The 18,885-nt window shown below is 66.1% G+C and carries 15 protein-coding genes; 7 read left to right on the top strand and 8 right to left on the bottom strand.

The features are described 5' to 3' along the window. The first annotated feature begins 23 nt into the window (after window positions 1-23). The 6 genes from NU1_RS13160 (at window position 24) to NU1_RS13135 (ending at window position 7,963) form a co-directional block, all read left to right on the top strand. Window positions 24-914 carry an FAD binding domain-containing protein gene (locus NU1_RS13160; protein ID WP_067520958.1) on the top strand — a complete coding sequence of 297 codons (891 nt, stop codon included), beginning with the start codon at window positions 24-26 and terminating at the stop codon, window positions 912-914. A 309-nt stretch (window positions 915-1,223) separates the two neighbouring features. Next, window positions 1,224-2,363: an XdhC family protein gene (locus tag NU1_RS13155; RefSeq protein ID WP_067520956.1), complete on the top strand. Its 1,140-nt coding sequence runs from the start codon at window positions 1,224-1,226 to the stop codon at window positions 2,361-2,363. 212 nt (window positions 2,364-2,575) lie between these two features. Further along, window positions 2,576-4,108 (top strand): serine/threonine-protein kinase, encoded by a 1,533-nt coding sequence (locus NU1_RS13150; RefSeq protein WP_067520954.1) that lies wholly within the window; start codon window positions 2,576-2,578, stop codon window positions 4,106-4,108. Between the two features lie 13 nt (window positions 4,109-4,121). Continuing rightward, window positions 4,122-5,351 (top strand): DUF7373 family lipoprotein, encoded by a 1,230-nt coding sequence (locus tag NU1_RS13145; protein ID WP_157552178.1) that lies wholly within the window; start codon window positions 4,122-4,124, stop codon window positions 5,349-5,351. Continuing rightward, entirely contained in the window at window positions 5,348-6,829 is a 1,482-nt protein-coding gene (locus tag NU1_RS13140) for a serine/threonine-protein kinase (RefSeq protein WP_067520948.1), read from the top strand. The genes NU1_RS13145 and NU1_RS13140 overlap by 4 nt, the downstream gene beginning before the upstream one ends. A gap of 411 nt (window positions 6,830-7,240) precedes the next feature. Next, window positions 7,241-7,963 carry a helix-turn-helix domain-containing protein gene (locus NU1_RS13135; protein WP_157552176.1) on the top strand — a complete coding sequence of 241 codons (723 nt, stop codon included), beginning with the start codon at window positions 7,241-7,243 and terminating at the stop codon, window positions 7,961-7,963. Here the strand turns inward: NU1_RS13135 and NU1_RS13130 are convergent. The 8 genes from NU1_RS13130 to NU1_RS13095 all read right to left on the bottom strand — a co-directional run bounded on the left by NU1_RS13130 (window position 7,960) and on the right by NU1_RS13095 (window position 17,824). Then, the gene (locus NU1_RS13130) at window positions 7,960-8,763 is read right to left on the bottom strand and encodes an alpha/beta fold hydrolase (protein WP_067520941.1); all 804 of its coding nucleotides are present in this window, start codon (window positions 8,761-8,763) and stop codon (window positions 7,960-7,962) included. The two genes, NU1_RS13135 and NU1_RS13130, sit on opposite strands and share 4 nt — an antisense overlap. Window positions 8,764-9,113: 350 nt before the next feature. Further along, complete coding sequence (locus NU1_RS13125) at window positions 9,114-10,253, bottom strand: lipase family protein (protein ID WP_067521370.1); 1,140 nt, start codon at window positions 10,251-10,253, stop codon at window positions 9,114-9,116. Window positions 10,254-10,634: 381 nt separating this feature from the next. Further along, window positions 10,635-11,480 (bottom strand): ethanolamine ammonia-lyase subunit EutC, encoded by an 846-nt coding sequence (gene eutC / locus NU1_RS13120; RefSeq protein WP_084521248.1) that lies wholly within the window; start codon window positions 11,478-11,480, stop codon window positions 10,635-10,637. Beyond that, entirely contained in the window at window positions 11,477-12,886 is a 1,410-nt protein-coding gene (locus NU1_RS13115) for an ethanolamine ammonia-lyase subunit EutB (protein WP_067520935.1), read from the bottom strand. Before NU1_RS13115 ends, eutC begins: the two co-directional genes overlap by 4 nt. After that, window positions 12,883-14,316: an ethanolamine permease gene (eat, locus tag NU1_RS13110; RefSeq protein WP_067521367.1), complete on the bottom strand. Its 1,434-nt coding sequence runs from the start codon at window positions 14,314-14,316 to the stop codon at window positions 12,883-12,885. Before eat ends, NU1_RS13115 begins: the two co-directional genes overlap by 4 nt. Before the next feature lie 26 nt (window positions 14,317-14,342). Further along, complete coding sequence (locus NU1_RS13105) at window positions 14,343-14,900, bottom strand: DUF779 domain-containing protein (protein ID WP_067520932.1); 558 nt, start codon at window positions 14,898-14,900, stop codon at window positions 14,343-14,345. Further along, complete coding sequence (adh, locus tag NU1_RS13100; protein WP_067520930.1) at window positions 14,900-16,423, bottom strand: aldehyde dehydrogenase; 1,524 nt, start codon at window positions 16,421-16,423, stop codon at window positions 14,900-14,902. The genes NU1_RS13105 and adh overlap by 1 nt, the downstream gene beginning before the upstream one ends. Before the next feature lie 93 nt (window positions 16,424-16,516). Next, a complete protein-coding gene (locus NU1_RS13095; protein ID WP_067520927.1) occupies window positions 16,517-17,824 on the bottom strand; it encodes a sigma-54-dependent transcriptional regulator family protein in 1,308 nt (435 codons plus the stop codon). A 387-nt stretch (window positions 17,825-18,211) separates the two neighbouring features. On the opposite strand from NU1_RS13095, the gene NU1_RS13090 reads away from it, so the two are divergent. Then, window positions 18,212-18,775 carry a DUF4190 domain-containing protein gene (locus NU1_RS13090; protein ID WP_084521247.1) on the top strand — a complete coding sequence of 188 codons (564 nt, stop codon included), beginning with the start codon at window positions 18,212-18,214 and terminating at the stop codon, window positions 18,773-18,775. Window positions 18,776-18,885 lie beyond the last annotated feature (110 nt).

Here is an 18,885-nt window from a genome sequence, read left to right as displayed (position 1 = left end):
GTCAACCCCTGGGAGTTTCCGATATGGAATTCTTGCGACCGGCCACCTGGGCCGACGCGCTCGCCGCAAAGGCCGAGCACCCCGATGCCCTGCCTATCGCCGGTGGTACCGACGTGATGGTCGAACTCAATTTCGATCTCAAACGGCCGAAGACCCTGCTGGATCTGACCCGGATCGGCGAGCTGACCGACTGGGCGACCACGGACGACTCGCTACGTATCGGTGCGGGGGTGCCCTACAGCAGGCTCATCGCCGAATTGGGCGGCCAGCTGCCCGGTTTGGCGATGGCCGCCCGCACGGTCGGATCCCCGCAGATCCGCAATCGCGGCACGGTGGGCGGCAATCTGGGCGCGGCCTCACCCGCCGGCGATACGCATCCGCCATTGCTCGCCAATGATGCTGTCGTGGAGGCTCATTCGGTACGGGGCTCGCGGCGCATTCCGATCGCCGACTTCTACGCCGGAGTCAAGCGCAATGTTCTGGAGCCCGATGAGCTGATCGCCGCGTTCTGGATGCGCCCGGCCACCGGACCACAGCAGTTCTCCAAGATCGGCACCCGCAATGCCATGGTCATCGCGGTGACCGCCTTCGCGCTGTCCCTGCACCCCGACCGCGGGCGGGTCGGCACCGGATTCGGTTCTGCCGCACCAACTCCCCGCTCAGCGAGCACGGCCGAGGAATTCCTCGAGAACGAATTGCGCACCAGCGATCGGTGGGAATCGCGAGCCGAACTCGACCCCGCGACAATCACCCGCTTCGGCGAACTGGTCGCGGCGGCCGCCTCGCCCATCGACGACGTGCGCGGCACCGCGCAGTACCGCCGCCACGCCCTATCCGTCATGGCTCGACGGACGCTGATCTGGGCCTGGCACGACTATCGGCGAACGGATCATGGGAATTTCAACAGCAACTGAGCACCCGGTCAGGTGTTCTACACGAACCCTCCATCGTCATCGCAACACCCACCGTCATTCCGGCGTGCTTTTGGCCGGAATCCACACCCGGAAGTGGGTGCCACACGGTGTGGATCCCGGCCAAGCGCGCCCGGATGACGGGGTGGTTCGCCATGCACTGTGCGGGTCCTTCAGCACCACGCGCAGGAGTCGATCAGTGTGCCGACCGCATGACGGGCAAGGACCGGCGAAACGTGAATTCGGCAGGCTCCCAGTAGCATTCATCGCAGTCTGCCGCGCCGACATCCGCGGCAGACGGTAGGTCCGGCCATGCGCGACATCCTCGAGCACATTATCCCCTGGTACAGCGGTGGCGACCGGTTCGCCGTGGCCACCGTCGTCGGCACCTTCCGTTCGGCTCCCCGCCCACCGGGCGCGTCGATGGCGGTGTCGTCCGATGGTGAGGCGATCGGCAGTGTTTCCGGCGGCTGCGTCGAAGGGGCGGTCTACGAACTCGCGCGGGAAGCGATCGCCACCGGGTTGTCCAGCGTGCACAGGTTCGGCGTCGCCGATGACGACGCGTTCGCGGTGGGGCTCACCTGCGGCGGCATCATCGATATTCTGGTGCAGCCGGTGGACGCGGTGTCGGCACCGGAGTTCGCCGCGGTGGCCCGTTCGATCGAGGACGGTCTGCCGGTCGCCACGGCGACCGTGGTGACCGCCGGATCGCGACTCGGCCGGCGGTTGGTCGTCTGGCCGGATCGCGTCAGCGGCAGCCTCGGCGACCCCCACCTGGACGCGGCCGTGATCGAAGACGTGGTCGCCATGCTGGACCAGGGCACGACGGGCATCCGGCACTACGGCTTCCGTGGCGAACGACGACGCGACGACATCGCCGTATTCGTGCAGTCGTTCGCTCCCCCACCGCGCATGTTCGTCTTCGGCGCAATCGATTTCGCCGCCGCGGTCGCCCGGATCGGCAGGTTTCTCGGCTATCGCGTCACAGTCTGCGACGCACGCCCGGTATTCACCACCCGCAAGCGGTTCCCCGACGCGGACGAGGTCGTGGTCTCCTGGCCGCACCGTTTCCTGGCCGAAGCCATCGGCAACGACCAAGTAGACGGCCGCACCGTAATATGCGTCCTCACTCACGATCCCAAGTTCGACCTACCCCTACTGGACCTCGCCCTGCGTTCCGACGCCGGATACGTCGGTGCGATGGGTTCGCGTCGCACCCACGACGACCGCCTGGCACAGCTGCGCGCGCGAGGCCTCAGCGACGCACAGCTCGCCCGCCTGTCCTCACCGATCGGATTGGATCTCGGTGCCCGCACACCCGAGGAAACCGCGGTCTCGGTCGCGGCGGAAATCATTGCCGCGCACTGGGGCGCCAGTGGACGGCCCCTCGCCGCGACCACCGGCCGCATCCACGGCGAAAGCGTCGACCATCTCACGCAGCCCTCCAGGTGAGCGCGAGATCGGTGCCCGACCATGTCGCGGCGTATCCGGTCCTGGCGAAGCTGTAGAGAACAGCTTCCAGCCGTAGCAAGCTCGCAGCAAGCGCCGCGAATCGACCGTTCTCCACTGCTATAGTTCGCGACGTAAATTTATGTCCAGCATCGCATTTCGCATTGCTGAATGGTTGCTGTGCTGTTGTTGCGTAGGGAGGGGAGGCCCCGCTGATGCTGGAGGAGGGTACGACCTTCGCCGGGTATCGCATCGAACGTCGGCTGGGCAGCGGTGGGATGGGGGCCGTATTTCTGGCGCGACATCCTCGATTGCCCCGAATGGATGCACTGAAGGTGCTGTCCGATGTTCATCGTGGTGACGAGGAGTTCCAGGCGCGGTTTCTGCGGGAGGCCGAGGTCGCGGCGCGGCTGCAGCATCCGAATCTGGTGGCGGTCCGGGACCGCGGGGAGCAGGACGGGCACCTCTGGATTTCCATGCAGTACGTCGATGGCGCGGATCTCGCGGAGTTGATCCGGGGCGGGCCGCTGGTAGTACCACCGCCCCGAATGCTGCATATCCTCACGGAGACGGCCCGAGGACTGGATGAGATCCATCGCGCGGGGCTGCTGCACCGGGATGTGAAACCGGCGAACATTCTCGTCGCGGCGCAGCCCGATGCGCCGGATCGGGTGCTGGTCACCGACTTCGGCATCGCGCGGCCGGCCGACGATTCGGCGACCATCGGCGACGACGGCAAGGTCACGGCCACCCTGGCCTATGCCGCGCCGGAGCAGTTGAGCGCCGCCGTGCTCGATCACCGGGTCGACGTATACGCCCTGGGCTGCACGCTGTTCGAAATGCTCACCGGTTCGGTGCCGTTCCCGCGCGGGAGTACGGCCGCGGTGATCTACGCACACCTACACGAGCCACCACCCCGGCCATCGGAGCGGAATCCGCTGATACCAGCGGGTTTCGATACAGTCATCGCCACGGCGCTGGCCAAGGATCCGAACCTGCGCTACCAGAACTGTCGCGCGCTGGCGGAAGCGGCGCGAGCCGCCGCGGGCGGGGCGGACCCTCGGGGCGGGTCAGGCGCGCCGCCCGTGCCGGTCCCAGCATCGGCGCACAGTGATCCGGCAGCGCTGTCCAGCGTCACCAGCGCTCCCTCCGCACCGCGACGGCGGCGACTGATCGGTGCCACGCTGCTGACCGTGCTGCTGTCGGTCGCGGCCGTCCTCACGATGGCTTTGCGCGACAACGACACCGACGCGCGGAGCAACGTTCCACAGACGATGCCCGCGCCGCGGGTGGCGACCGAGTGGGGCGAGTACGCGTATGTGGCCGAAGCGTTCCCGGAGTTGTTGCCGTTCTCCCCGGACTACTTCGGCTTCCGGGAGACCCGACAGTGCCGACCGAGATCCGAGGGGAAAGAGATCTCGTTCTCCAAATCGGTGGCGAGCGCGGATGTTCTGTGCGCCGGAGATTACGACCCGGTGGTCACCCTGGATGTGTTCTGCAATGCCGACCGTTCAGCCATTGAGCCCCACTCGGCGATCAATCCCGTCGAAGGCCAGGAAAAGTGGACCCGGTCGTCGGGAACCGGCTTCGCGCGCTGGGGAACGTTCACAACAGTCAAGAATCTGACCGCGGGGTACATCGAAATCTTCTTCGACGATCCGGACCGGAACTTCTGTTACCTGTACGCCACCAGCAGAACCAATGGCGCTGACCTGCGTAACCGCTGGTGGGTCGATGTTCCGGTGTGAGCAGAGCATTCCGATGACAACCCGACGAACAAGGGTGGCCGGGGTCGTGCTGGCGATCGTATCGGCGCTGCTGGCCGGGTGCGTCGTCGAGGGCAATCCGAGGCCCGCGACGCCGGAGCTGTCCGCACTGGATGTTGGTTACTACTCGATCGATCCGCTATCGGAACCCTCCGAGCGCAACGAACAGTACGGGCGAGTGGTGGAATCGGTGCGCATGGGTGAGGCGACAATCGATCCCGCCGAAGCTGATTCCAGCTTGGTCTTCGGACCGAAAGCAATAGGGGCGCAGCCGATTCCGACTCCGGTCAAGGCAACCGGGGTACTCTCGGCCCCGGCGCGGGAGGTGCTGGCCAAGCGGGGAATGCTCGCCGGATTCGCGACAACCGGCATGGATCGCGAAAGCAGCGAGCCGGTCGTGGGCAGTAGTCGACTGCTCAGCATTATCCTCTTGCGCTTTCCCGACGCCGAGTCCGCACGGCAGGCGGCCACGGAGATCGACGCCGTCGATACCGGGGTCAGCACCGAGAATGTGGCGGTCGCCATCCCGGGTTATCCGGAGGCACACGCCCATTGGCGACCCACCGTGCCGACCATGGCCGCGACCATGGCACAGGATTCCTTCGTCATCAGCCTGCTCGTCGGCCACACCAGCACCGATCTGACTGCGATGGCGGCCCTCGCGGGCCGGGCCCTCGGCGCACAACGCACCCGACTGAGCGACTTCCGGGCCACCGCCGTTGGTGATATCGCGGCACTACCGGTGGATCGCGACGGCATGCTGCGGCGCATGGTTAACGAACATCCCGGGCGCTGGCCCTACCCACAGGTGCTCCAGGTAGGCACCGGCGACAACGCCGGCTGGGACTCCTCGATCTGGGTCAGTGGCGTGGTCTACGGCCCCCATGCCGTGTTCCTGCGCGGTCCGCGTCCCGGCACTCAGCGCACCGAGGCCGAAGCATTCATCGGTCAGGCCCGGCTCCATCGCTTCCCGAGTGCCTCGATGGCGCGCCGGGAGTACGAGGAGAACTTCCGGATCGGCGGCGGCCTACGGGAGATTCCCGGGCCGAACGGAGTACCCGACGCCAAGTGCGTTCAGAACCTCGCATCGGCCGAGTCCGTGACCAACTACGCTTGCTGGGTTCTGTCCGGACGCTATGTGGCGATCTACTACGGCCGAGACGAGACGCACACCCGGCAGAAGGTAGCAGCGCAATTCATACTGCTGCAGCGTGATCCGGCATGACCGGCGCCCTCGAGCCCGGCACGATGTTCGCCGGGTACCGGATCGAATCCACGCTGGGCAGCGGCAGTTCCGGGACGGTGTATCTGGTCAGGCATCCACGTCTGCCACGCCAGGACGCGCTGAAAGTCCTCTCGGCGTCCGACGCGAATTCTCGGGCCCGTTTCGTGCGGGAGGCCGAAACGGTTGCCCGGCTGGATCACCCGAATATTGTCGCGGTACATGACCGCGGCATCGAGCGCGGATGGCCGTGGATCGCCATGCGGTTCGTCGACGGTATCGACGCCGCCGAGTTGATTCGCCGCGGATCGTCGGCCCTGTCCGTCGAACGGGTCGTGTACATCGTCGATCAGGTGGCGCGCGGGGTGGACGCGGCTCATACCGCCGGGGTGCTACATCGTGATGTGAACCCCGCCAATATTCTGATCGAAGCGCTTCCGGGCGAACCCGACCGGGTGTTCGTCACCGATTTCGGAATCGCCCGGACAGCGGACCGAACCGCCGCCGACACCGCGACCGGAGCGGTACTCGGCACCGTCGCCTACGCCGCGCCGGAGCAACTCACCGGGGATGCGATCGACGGCCGCGCCGATGTGTACGGGCTGGGTTGCACCCTCTACGAATTACTCACCGGCACAAAACCATTTCCCAGGTCGAGCGTGGCCGCGGTGATGCATGCCCACCTCGTCGATCCGCCGCCGCGGGTCACGGCCGTGCTGCCCGCGCTACCGCCGCAGATCGACGCGGTGATAGCCAGGGCACTGTCCAAGGACCCGCGACAGCGGTTTCCTACCTGTGGCGCACTGGCCGCCGCGACCGAGGCCGCGCTCCTCGGGTCCGCACCGGAACCGGCGTCGTCACAGGCGCATCGGCGGTCGAGACTGCCGGTTGTCCTCGCGGGTGTGGCGTTGGTCGCGGGGCTGGTTGCCGGTGCCGCGATGATTGTGCTCGGACAGGCCGACGATCCCGCACCCACGGCCGCCGCGTCCACCACCGACGTGGCGGCGACCACGACGGCCACGAGCAGCGCCGCACCGACCTCCTGGGGTAGCCACCGGTTCGCAATCGGGCTCTTTCCCGGACTGCTACCCCAGACTCAGGATGCGGAGGGATACAGGGGGATTCGGTGCTCCGCGGTGGACAGCGAACTAGAGCCGATCAGTGTGGACGAACCCGTGGGTGCAGATATCTGGCTGACCTGTCTCGGCGATGGCAATCCGGTCGAACGACTCACCGTGAACTGTTTGATGGTAGGCGTCGGCTACGACGTAGAGCCGTTCACCGATATGACGGTCGAGGGCGACGAGACGTGGCAGCGGCCATCCGGCTCGGGCCGGATGATCTGGGGGACGATCAACAACAAGGGGCTGCTCCTGATCGACTTCGACAGACCGAGCAGGTCGGCCTGCGGGATCGGGGTGGTCGGACTCGACTCGGGGCGGGCGCTGTACGAGCAGTGGTGGCCCGACGCACCGCTGTAGCGGCACGATCCCGCGCGCGTGCCCCCGACATCACCGGAGTCCACGCTCGGGCGTGGACCCGGTCGTCGTTGGCAGGGTCCACCCCGAGGTCCCCCTCCTCACGTCATCGGCCGCGGCGCATGGAAACCGTTGCGCCGGTGACAAACTGACGTGTGCTCATATACAAGCAATGGGCGTTCGCCGCCGCAAGATCAACTGCTGCCCCAGCCGAGGTGGGGTGGTGCCGGCCGCTACCTCTGGTTGGATGTGGTCGCCACGGCAGCATCTCGGGACCATGCGTCCGCACCGGCGGCGGGTCGGGTGTTCGGTGTCAAAAATCGGTGTGCCGGTGGCTGATACGGTGCGGTGGGGGCTTGGGGTTCTACCATCGTCTGCGTCGTGCGGTGATGTGTGGGAGACAGGGTGTTGAGCGTGGAAGAAGTTCTGATTCCGACGCTGGGGGACTTCGTGCGAATGCGGCGCACGCGCGCCGGGTGGCGCACGCAGCAGGAGTTGGCCGAATGCATCCCGTGCGCGCCCGGTTATCTCGCGGCGATCGAGCAGAACAGCAAGGTGCCCTCGGAGAAGATCCTGGCGAAGCTGGCGGAGTTGCTGCGCTTGACCGACAGCGAGCGACGGCACCTCTATCTGCTGGCCGAGACCACGCTGCCGGTAGCGGGGGCGGATTTGTCCGATGTGCGCTTGGAGACGGTCGTATCGGCCATCGACTATCCGGCCGCGTTCTGGCGGCATTGGCGGGTTGTCGCTTCGAACGAAGCGTTCCGGACGATGTGGCCGGGCTTGAGCGAGGCCACCAGCCTGCTGGTGTGGTTGCTCGCCGACCCGTGGGCCAAACGAGTCACCCCGAACTGGGAATGGGAGGTGGAGGTCGCGGTCGGGCAGTTCCGGCATTACGCGGCTGTCGCCGAGCATCGCCCCGTCGCGGAGGACATGCTCGCAACGCTGCGCCCGTACGCGACGTTTCGGTACTGGTGGGCCACCAACGTGGTGTATGAGTATCGGCCCGATCCCCGCCGACGGGTGTGGAACCCGTACGGCGGGGACGACGGCTCGGGTGCCGAGACGCTGCTGCGGCTGGTGGATATGCGGGTCGAGAACAGTGAGCTGCTGCTGACCCTTGCCATCCCCGGCTAGAGGGTGGCCAGAAATTCCCGGATCAGCGGGTCGGTGATGTCGGGATGGGTCCAGGTCACGGCATGGGTGGCCCCGTCGGCGTCGATGTCTTCTACACGGGTCGGGCCGCCCAACTGTCCGGCCAGGGTGCGCATGCGGGAGCCGGTGTAGACGACATCGCCCGCGCCGTGCATGAGCAGTGCGGGGGCGGTGATCTCGTGGATCTTGTCCTCGATGCCTTCGCGTTCGAGGAGGGCGATGACGGCTTGCTCCAGACGTCTGCGATCGGAGGTGCTCCACTTTTCCAGCCAGTAGTGGCGGTGGCGTTCGTTGTCGCCGCCGATCATCTGCGCCGCGATCATGCGCGTGATCTCGTCGAGCGGCTGGGTACCGAGAGCCCACTGCTTCAGCAGGATCGACTTGTATCCGGCATACTCCTCGGGGCCGTAGGCGTCGGCGCGGGTGCCGATGAGGATGAGTCCACGAACACGCGCGGGGGCCAGCCAAGCGGCCCAGAGAGCGACAATGCCGCCGTGGAACAGGCCGCCGAGGACGATCTTGTCGAGTCCGAGTTCATCGGCGACGGCCCAGCAGTCGCGGGCGAGGCGGGAGTAATCGAATGGCGTTCCGGGATCGGTGGTTTCGCCGTGGCCCCGGGTGTCGACCGCGATGACCCGGTAGTCCGGTGCCAGGGATTCCAGCTGCGGCCGCCATTGGGTGGCGTCGAGGAGGATGTCGTGGACCAGCATGACGGCGGGGCCGTCACCGCCGGTATCCAGGTAGTGGATTTCGGCTCCGTCACTGGTGGCCACGAACGGCATAGAGGGTTCCCTCCCAAGGGTTTTCGGGCGCGCCGAACACGCACGTTCAACGCTTGCCCGACAATAACAGGAACGTGTTCTAGTCGGGGTGTGAGGTTGCCATCCGATTCGCCCTCAGAGCACGGGGCGCAGGACTTTCAATCCTCGGCGGATCCGCAACCGTGGACGCATGCCCCTCGCTATTGCGGGTAGTTCGCCTGTAGCCATTGCGCCCCGAACGGTGAGCGGAAGTGCCCGACCGGGCCCTCCGCTTACGCCGATTTCGTGCGGGATGTGAAGAAGGTACGTGCGGAGACCGGCGGCCGCCGAGCCCCGCACTCAGCTGACCGCCGTTCCGAACATGTCGATATCTATTCGCAGCTCGTGGGTGCCGGTTCGCCGCGGAAGCGCGCCTCCACGTAGTCCCAAGCCTCCGGGAATCCGGCTACCGCTGTGGTGAGGTGTTCGGCAATATCGTAGGGACGGAACATCATCGGGACGCCCGCGCGGCAATAGCGGGTGGCGACCTCCTCCACCGGACCGAAGAAGGTCATGGTGTCGTAGCGGCCCTGCCAGAAATAGGTGGGCACCGTGGGGACACCGTCGTGGTAGCGCAGGCTGTTCTCCCGCAATACCGCATGCGCTTCGGGGCTGCTCATCATGTCCTTCGAGGCCGCCAGCTGTTCGGCATTGCGGGTGACGCCGTGGAAGAGCAGGAATCGGCGGCACGCGTCGCGAGTGAATTCCCGGAACCACAGGCCGTTTTCATTGAGCTGGTCCGACACCGGCAGGCGCTCGGGGTATTCGCGTTCCAAACCCATGGCGGCGGCGAAGGCCAGACCGAAGCCGGGATGGGGGTCGAAGCCCAGGGCGAGGGCCATCTCCCGCAGATCGGCCGGGATCCCACCCGCCACCACGGCGGCGAGCTTCAGATCCGGGGCGTAGGTGGGCTGGAGCGCACCGGCCCAGGCCGTGGCCATCCCGCCGCCGGAGTATCCGGCCAGCACCACCGGCACCTCGGACAGCCCCAGTTCGGCGACCTCGCGCACCGCCTTCACGCTGTCGAGGGTCACCATGCCACCGAGCTTGGCCGCACCGTAGGCGGAATTCGGTCCCAGGTAGTCCGGCAGTGAAATGGCCCAGCCGCGCCCGATGGGCAGCATCGCACCCACCGAGTCCTGGAGTTCACCATTGAACAGCGAACGCGATGGACCGCATTGGGCACCCAGCGAATTCACCAGCGCCTGATAGGACACTAGGGGCGGGTTCTTGACACCCTGCGGCATCAGAACCGTGGTGATGGCCATGATCGCGTTGCCGCCGGAGTTGGTGGACCGGAACGCGACCTGCCATCCCTCGGTGCCCACGTAGGGGACGGTGTCGATGCGGCGCACCCGCACCACCTCCCCCGGCTGCTTCTCCGACAGGTCGCCGGGTGCGTGGAAGAAGGGGTCAGGATCGGGGGTGGGATACAGCGGCTGGGCACTCGCGGGGCTGATGAGCAAACTCATCAGCAAGGCACTCGAGACCAGGACCAGCAGCCTGGAGGCGGTAGTGAACACCAGCCGGAAATTACTGCTAAACGGGCAATTTGACCAAATCGTAAGTGAAATATCGTGCAATCAGCCATTGACTCGCGGCCTGTTCTGTCGTTGTTCACAGTCCAGCCGTGAGGTACGGCGACCCGGCCGGGCTTTCCTGCCGATGTACCGCCTCGACGCGCCACTCAGCGAGGTGGCAGGAAGTAACCGCACGCGTCGTGACCCCGCTCCTCCCTCGTCATCCCGGCGTGCTTCTTGGCCGGGATCCACCGTGCGTTCTCAGTGTGGATTCCGGCCACAAGCACGCCGGAATGACGAAGGCGGGACGCGCAGCGACTCCGGCCGCCCCGCTCAGCCCACATCGAGAAGCCCGATGTCGGTAGCGGCCAGCGCACCCGACCGGTCGGAGGTGTCCTTGAGGTCGACCCCGGATCTGCCGAGGCGGCGGGCACCGGCCACCAGGCCCGCGACGACTCGCGCCGCCTGTTCGTAGCCGAGACCGTCGGGTGGATGGATATTGGAGACGCAATTGCGCTCGGCGTCGGCGCGGCCCGGTCGTGGCTGGTGGGTGAGGTAGATGCCGAGGCTGTCGGCCACTGTGAGACCGGGTCGTTCACCGATGAGCACCAGCACCGTGCTCACGCCCAGTGCCGCACCGATGTGGTCTCCCAGTGCGACACGGGCTTCGGTGGCGATCACCGGGGGCGCGAAGGTGTAGTGGTCACCCAGTTCGGTGACCAGCGCCGCCAGGGCGGGGACGGCGTGGGTGGCCACCGCGAGCGGCGAGAGACCGTCGGCGAGAACGACCCCGATATCGGCCCCGGATGTGGGAACGATCGAGAGGCCGTGGCCCGAATCGTCGTGGGCCGGTTCCCGTCCGAGATCGGGGCGGCGTAGATATTCGGAGCGGTCGGCGACGCGGCTGCGTACGTGCACCGCGGTGCCCAGTCCGAGTGCGCCGACCGCCGCGACGAGGTCCGGCACCGATAGCGGCGAATGCACCGCATCGCGGGCGGCGGCGTGCGCGGCGCGGAATTCGAGTACCCGTGCGACCGGCAGGGCATCCCCGGTCCGTCCGAGACCGATCCTGGATTGCGTGGACCGGCGCAGTTCGGTCCAGAAGTCACCGACCGAATCATCCTGCGGCACGGCACTATGCTGCGGCGTCGAATCATCCTGCGGCACTGTCGCTGTCATGCGCTCGCCAATGCCCGCAGCGGGGAGGTCAGCGGTTCCACCGGCAGTACTCGTCCGTCCGCACTCATCATGCCGAGGCGGTCGAGCCAGTCCGCGAACTCCGGAGCAGGCCGCAGCCCCAACATCTTTCGCGCATACAGGGCGTCGTGGTACGCCAAGCTCTGATATCCCAGCATTACGTCATCGGCACCCGGCACCGCGATCACGAACGCACATCCCGCCACACCCAAGAGCGTCAACAAGGTGTCCATATCGTCCTGGTCGGCTTCGGCGTGATTGGTGTAGCAGACATCGACACCCATCGGCAGCCCCAGCAGTTTCCCGCAGAAGTGGTCCTCGAGCCCGGCGCGAATGATCTGCTTACCGTCGTAGAGGTATTCGGGACCGATGAATCCCACCACGGTATTCACCAGCAGCGGATCCAACTCCCGCGCCACCGCGTACGCTCGGGTCTCCAGAGTCTGCTGGTCCACCGGCTTACCGCCGGTGCCCAGGTGCGCACCGGCCGACAACGCCGAGCCCTGCCCGGTCTCCAGGTACATGACGTTATCGCCGACAGTTCCACGCCGTAGGGACTTTCCGGCCGCATTGGCTTCCCGCAGTAGCGAAATATTCACGCCGAAACCGGCATTCGCCCCTTCGGTGCCCGCGATCGACTGGAAGACCAGGTCCACCGGCGCACCCGCCTCGATCAACCCCATGGTGGTGGTGACATGGGAGAGCACACACGACTGGGTGGGTATATCGAAGCGTTGACGCACCTCGTCGAGCAGATACAGCAAATCGGCTGTGGCCCTCGGGGAATCGGTGGCCGGGTTGATGCCTATCACGGCGTCTCCACAGCCGAGCAGCAGACCGTCCAGGACGGCGGCGGCGATACCACGCGGGTCGTCGGTAGGATGGTTCGGTTGCAGCCGGGTAGCGAGGGTACCCGGCGCACCGATGCTGGTGCGGAACCCGGCCCGCACCTCGATGGCTCTGGCGACCGCGATCAGATCCTGATTGCGCATCAACTTCGACACCGCCGCAACCATTTCCGGTGTCAGTCCGCGAGATACCGCACGCAAACGCGAAGCCGCTTCGTCGCGCGCCGATACCTCCAACAACCAGTCCCGCAACCCGCCCACCGTGAGATGCGAAACCGCTTGGAACGCGACTCGATCGTGGGTGTCGATGATCAGCCGGGTGACCTCGTCGGTCTCATACGGCACCACCGGATCCTCGAGGAATGTCGTCAGTGGCACCTCGGCGAGCCGCCACTGCGCGGCGGCGCGTTCGGCATCGGAATGCGCCGCGCACCCGGCCAATTCGTCACCGCTGCGGCGCGGGGTCGCTTTGGCCATCAGCTCGACGAGCCCGTCGAAGCAGTGGGTGGTCCCGCCTATCTGCTGGTGGTACACCGTCATCCGAGCTCCTCCTCGGCCTTGGCGAGGGCGGCGAACTCCTCATCGGGGGTGTTGGCGACCAGGTGATGGCGGCTGTAGAGACCGAAGTAGGCCAGGAAGCCCGCGAAGGCGAGCAGCGCCCAGGTCGCGGCGGTGCGGTCGACGAGGAAGGTGGCGATCACCGCTACGCAGGCGATGATCAGCGCGAAGGTGGTGGTGGCGATGCCGCCCGGAGTGCGGTAGGGCCGCACCATATTCGGCTCGCGAACCCGCAGCACGATATGGCTGATCATCATGAGTACGTAGCTCACGGCCGCGCCGAAGACGGCCATGTTCAACAGCATCGCGCCCTCACCGGTCAGCGACAGCCCGAAGCCGATGATGCCGGGCACGATCAGCGCGAGCATGGGCGCTTTACGAGAGTTCGTGACGGACAGGCTGGTCGGCAGGTATCCGGCGCGCGACAGCGCGAAGGTCTGCCGCGAGTAGGCGTAGACGATGGAGAAGAAGCTCGCGACCAGTCCGGCCAGGCCGATGTAGTTCACCACTTTGGCGGCACCCGAACCGTCGAGTGCTTCGACCAGCGGGTTGCCGGAGGTCGAAAGCGCCTGTGCCCCCATGGCTCCGGTGGCCAGGAACAGCACGGTAGCGCCGGTGACGATCAATACCAGCATGCTGATGATGATGCCCTTGGGTACGTTCTTCTCCGGTTCCCGCGCCTCCTCGGCCGCGAGGGGCACGCCCTCCACCGCGAGGAAGAACCAGATGGCGAACGGCACCGCGGCCCAGATCCCGATGTATCCGAACGGCAGGAACGATGAACTGCCCGCGGCCGCGGAATCCACCGGAATATCAGTGAGGTTCCCGGATTCGAACAGACCCCAGGCCGAGACCGCGAAGATCACCAGGCCGATCAGGGCGATGACGGTGATGACGAACATCGCCTTGAGCGCCTCCCCCGCCCCGGTGAGATGGATGCCGATGAACAGCGCGTACACGGCCAGATACACCCACCAGCCGTCGGTGATCCCGAACAGGTTCAGCGATTCGACATAGGCGCCGATGAAGGTCGCGATGGCCGCCGGTGCGATGGCGTACTCGATGAGAACCGCTGCGCCGGTGGCAAATCCACCCCACGGTCCGAGTGCCCGCCGAGCGAAGGTATACCCACCGCCGGCGGCCGGCAGGGCGGAGGACATCTCCGCCATACCGAGCACCATGGCCAGGTACATGCCCGCGATGACCACGGTGGCGATGAGCAGTCCGCCGAATCCGCCCTGTGCCAGACCGTTGTTCCACCCGGCGTAGTCACCGGAGATCACGTAGCTGACGCCGAGACCGGCGAGCAGTACCCAGCCCGCGGTGCCCGATTTCAAGGTGCGTTTGGCGAGGTATTCGCTGTCCTCGTTGTGAAACTGCTCTGTGGCCGGCTTATCGGCGGGGATCGCCATCGCGACCTCCTTCTTGCTGAATGGATCTAGCGAGTGTTCGGGGTGGTGCCGCGCCCGGGAACCGGGCACGCGTCGGCGGCCGCGGCGACGACCTGGGGTTCGACCGACGGTGCTGGTCGCTCGCCGCGTTCCCAGTCCGCGCCGGTGAGGGGTTCGGCGGTGGTCAGCGCCCGCAGTTCGGTCTCGTCGTAGACCCGTCCGCGACTGAGGAATCGGAATCCTTCCGGTGATTCCAGACTGAAGCCGGAACCGCGGCCGGGTACCACGTCGAGGACGAGCTGGGTATGTCGCCAGGCGGCGAACTGCGGGCCCGAGATCCACACCGGCGCAATATCGTCCGGTTCGGGTGCGGTCTCGGGTAACTCACCGGCTCGTAGGCGCAGATCGAGCAGGCCGAGCAGCACATCGCGATCGCCGATAACGAATTCGCCTGCGGGATAACACATCGGGGCTGACCCGTCGCAACAGCCACCGGACTGGTGCAGCATGAGCGGTCCGTGCGAGCCGCGGAGGCGACGGAGTAGGTCCATCGCCGCCGCGGTGGCACGCACACGCCGCGGGACGCTCGGCGTGGCGTCGGTCATCAGAAAAAGCCTTGCGCCTTCGACGCGTAGCTGACCAGCAGGTTCTTCGTCTGCTGGTAGTGGTCGAGCATCATGCGGTGGTTCTCGCGGCCGATACCGGACTGCTTGTAGCCGCCGAACGCCGCGTGCGCGGGGTACTGGTGGTAGGTATTGGTCCATACGCGACCGGCCTCGATATCGCGGCCCGCCCGGTAGGCCACCGCACCGTCACGCGACCATACGCCCGCGCCGAGTCCGTACAGGGTGTCATTGGCAATCTTGATGGCGTCGGCGTAGTCGGCGAACGAGGTCACCGAGACGACGGGACCGAAGATCTCCTCCTGGAAGATGCGCATGGCATTGTTCCCCGCGAAGACCGTGGGCTGCACGTAGAACCCGCCGGACAGATCGCCGCCGAGGTCCGCGCGCTCGCCGCCGGTGAGCAGGGTCGCGCCCTCACCCTTGCCGATCTCGATGTAGGACAGGATCTTTTCGAGCTGATCATTGCTGGCCTGCGCGCCGATCATGGTCTCGGTATCGAGCGGATTGCCCTGCCGGACCGCCTTGGTGCGAATCACCGCCGCGCTCAGGAACTCGTCGTAGATATCTTCCTGAATGAGCGCGCGCGACGGACAGGTGCAGACCTCGCCCTGATTGAGCGCGAACATGGTGAAACCTTCGAGGGCGCTGTCCTGGTAGTCGTCATTGGCGGCCAGCACATCGGAGAAGAAGATATTCGGGCTCTTGCCGCCGAGTTCCAGGGTGACCGGAATCAGGTTCTGCGAGGCGTACTGCATGATCAGTCGACCCGTGGTGGTCTCACCGGTGAACGCGATCTTCTTGATTCGCGGACTCGACGCGAGCGGCTTGCCCGCCTCCACACCGAAACCGTTGACGATATTGACCACACCGGCGGGCAGCAGATCCCCGATGAGGTCGATCAGGAACAGGATCGAGGCCGGGGTCTGTTCGGCGGGCTTGAGCACCACCGCATTACCGGCGGCGAGCGCGGGCGCGAGCTTCCACACGGCCATCAGGATCGGGAAGTTCCACGGAATGATCTGTCCGACAACGCCGAGCGGCTCGTGGAAGTGGTAGGCGACGGTGTCGCCATTGATCTCCGAGAGCGAACCCTCCTGTGCGCGAATGGCTCCCGCGAAGTAGCGGAAGTGGTCGATCGCCAGCGGGATATCGGCGGCCATGGTCTCGCGGATAGGTTTGCCGTTGTCCCAGGTCTCGGCGAGGGCGATGGCCTCGAGGTTGGCCTCCATCCGGTCCGCGATCTTGTTCAGCACGATCGCGCGCTCGGCCACCGAGGTCTTGCCCCAGGCGGGCGCGGCGGCATGCGCGGCGTCGAGGGCCAACTCGATGTCTTCGGCGGTGCCGCGGGCGATCTCGCAGAACGTTTGGCCGGTAACCGGTGTCGGGTTCTCGAAGTACTGACCCTTCACGGGCGCGACCCATTCACCACCGATCCAGTTGTCGTAGCGGGCCTGGAACGACATGGCGGCGTCGGGTGTGCCGGGGCGGGCGAACACAGTCATCGAATGCTCCTCGTTCTGTCTGACATTCCTACGTCAGGGTGTGATCGGGAACACTACGAGCGGGCATGTTGCAGCACCGTTGCAAGAAATTGGTCAGATGCCCAGCTTGTGGTCAAGTAGCGCCAACTGGGCTTCTACCTGGGCGTACGTCGAGGAATTCCGGTCCAGCGAAGCCAGATACGCGGACCACGCCGACACATCGTCTCGACCGTCGACCGAACTGGTCCACCGTGCGAGCAACCGCCGATCACCGACCGCCAGCAGCGTGGCACGCAACCGCCCGTGCAGTTCCGAACGCAACTCACCGATACCCGGCGCGAGTGAACGCGGCAGTATCGGCCCCGGATAGGCCCGCAATGCCGCCGCCGCATCACCGCGCGCGAGAGCTCGGCGCACCTCGCCGACATCGGTCTCGAGGTCCATCAACACCCGATAGGGTCGCGAGCCGAGACCGTCGGCCCCCAGAATCTTTCGCACGCGCGACATCTCGGCGCGCACGGTCACCGGGTCCAGTTCGGATTCGTCCAGGAGCATGGCCAGGTGATCGGAGCTCAGCCCCTCCGGGTGATCGGCCAGCAGCAGGAGGATCTCGGCGTGCCGCTGCGACAGGCGAATTCGCTCCTCGCCCCGGATCAGGATCGGTCGGCCGGACCCGAGCACCTGCAATCGCGCGGTCGCGGGTTCCAGACGCGTTGGCGAGCTGAGCAGATGTAGTCGCAATTCCGATTCCGCCGCCAGCACTGTCGCGCGGATCAGCGACAGCACCTCCGGCGCGGCCACCCGCGGACCACCGGTGATATCGATCGCCCCGATAGTCCGTCCGCTGATCGGATCATGCACCGGCGCCGCGGTGCAACTGAACTCGTGCACCGCACGACTGAAATGCTCGGCCCCGAAGATCTGCACATGATGATCGAGCGCCAACGCAGTACCGGGCGCATTGGTGCCCACCCGATCCTCACTCCAGTCCGCGCCCTCGACGAAATTCATCGCCACGGCCCGATCCTTGACCCTCGCATCGCCCTCGACCCACAGCAGCCGCCCGCGCGCATCGCTGATCGCGACCAGCAAACCGGCGTCAGCGGCATCCTCCACCAGTAGTTTTCGCACCACCGGCTGAATCAGTGCCGTCGGATGCGAGGCCCGATACCGCTGCAACTCCTGCCCGTCGAGATCCACCGCCCCGCCGAACCCGTCCGGATCCACGCCATTGCTGCGACTGCGCTGCCAGGAATCGAGCACCACCGACCGCACCGAATGCTCACCGGGCCGAACCATCGGCAGCCTGTCGACACCTTCGACGAACGAGCTGTGCGCGACCGAGACCCGCCGCGCCAACTGCCTGACGTCATCTTCGGGCCGAACGGCAACCCAGGGGCTGCCCCGCGCAACTGTGCTCAATCGACATCCTTCACATTTCCCCGCACTCACTGTAACGCCGGTCACGCTGACGGTGACAGGGATCTACCGCCAGAGGCTCGCAACCGGGTCGCCACCGGGCGAGCGCCCGAAATGTCAGCGTGGCAACCGGCAGACCTGGCGGGTACCGAGCCAGCGCGACGCATGCCGCATTCAGTCGACCGTCCGATACGGTAAGTCCGAATTTTCGCGCCGACGGGGCGAGGCGACCAAGGAGGCGTGCGGGTGCATTCCGATCAGGAACCAGAACAAGTCGACTGGGGCTGGGAACCGGAGCTGGTGCACGACCCCGCCACACCGGACGATCCCTCGGCTCCGCCCCAGCCAGCACCGCCACCGCCGGGGACCAATGGTTTCGCAATCGCTTCGATGGTTCTCGGTCTGCTCGGAATGTGCCTGCTAGCAATGCCTTTCGGGCTGATCGCATTGACCCAGATCAGACATCGGGGCCAACGCGGCCGGGGCATGGCCATGACGGGTCTGGCGGCCTCCGGGTGTTACATCCTGCTCGCGAGCTTCGGAGCGGCCATCGCGATGCTGATCGACACCGACGAATCCACCGACGAGAAGCCCTCGAACCGGGCTCAGTCTGTCCAGGATGTGACCGTCGGGGACTGCGTCGAAGATGTGCGGGAAACGGACCTCATGTTCTCGATCCCTGTCGTTCCGTGCGATCAGCCACACGCAGCCGAGGTGATCACCCAGTTCGACCTGACCGGGCCTTGGCCTGGCCGTGACGAGTCGGCCAGGCGAGCCGACGCAGGCTGTACCGACGAGTTGACAGCAGCCTTGATCGGCAGCCCAATGATGGAAGTACTCGTCAGCTTTGTCTTCTTTCCGGCAGCTGAATCCCATTGGCAGCGCAGCAAAAGGGTCAGCTGCTTGGTCATGCGCGCGGACGGGGACGACCTCACGCAGAGAATCCCTCGCTGATGAGTAACGCAACGCCCGGCGACATAGAGCCGTCCGCGTCAGTACACGTGCTCGCGTTCATCCTTGATCGTCTGGAGCAGTCCGGCAATTCGCGTATTCAGCGCCGGACC

The sequence above is a fragment of the Nocardia uniformis NBRC 13702 genome (assembly GCF_001613345.1).
Classification (GTDB): domain Bacteria; phylum Actinomycetota; class Actinomycetes; order Mycobacteriales; family Mycobacteriaceae; genus Nocardia; species Nocardia uniformis.
The sequence above is the reverse complement of the archived record's forward strand: the minus strand, read 5'-3'. Positions and strand labels throughout refer to the sequence as shown.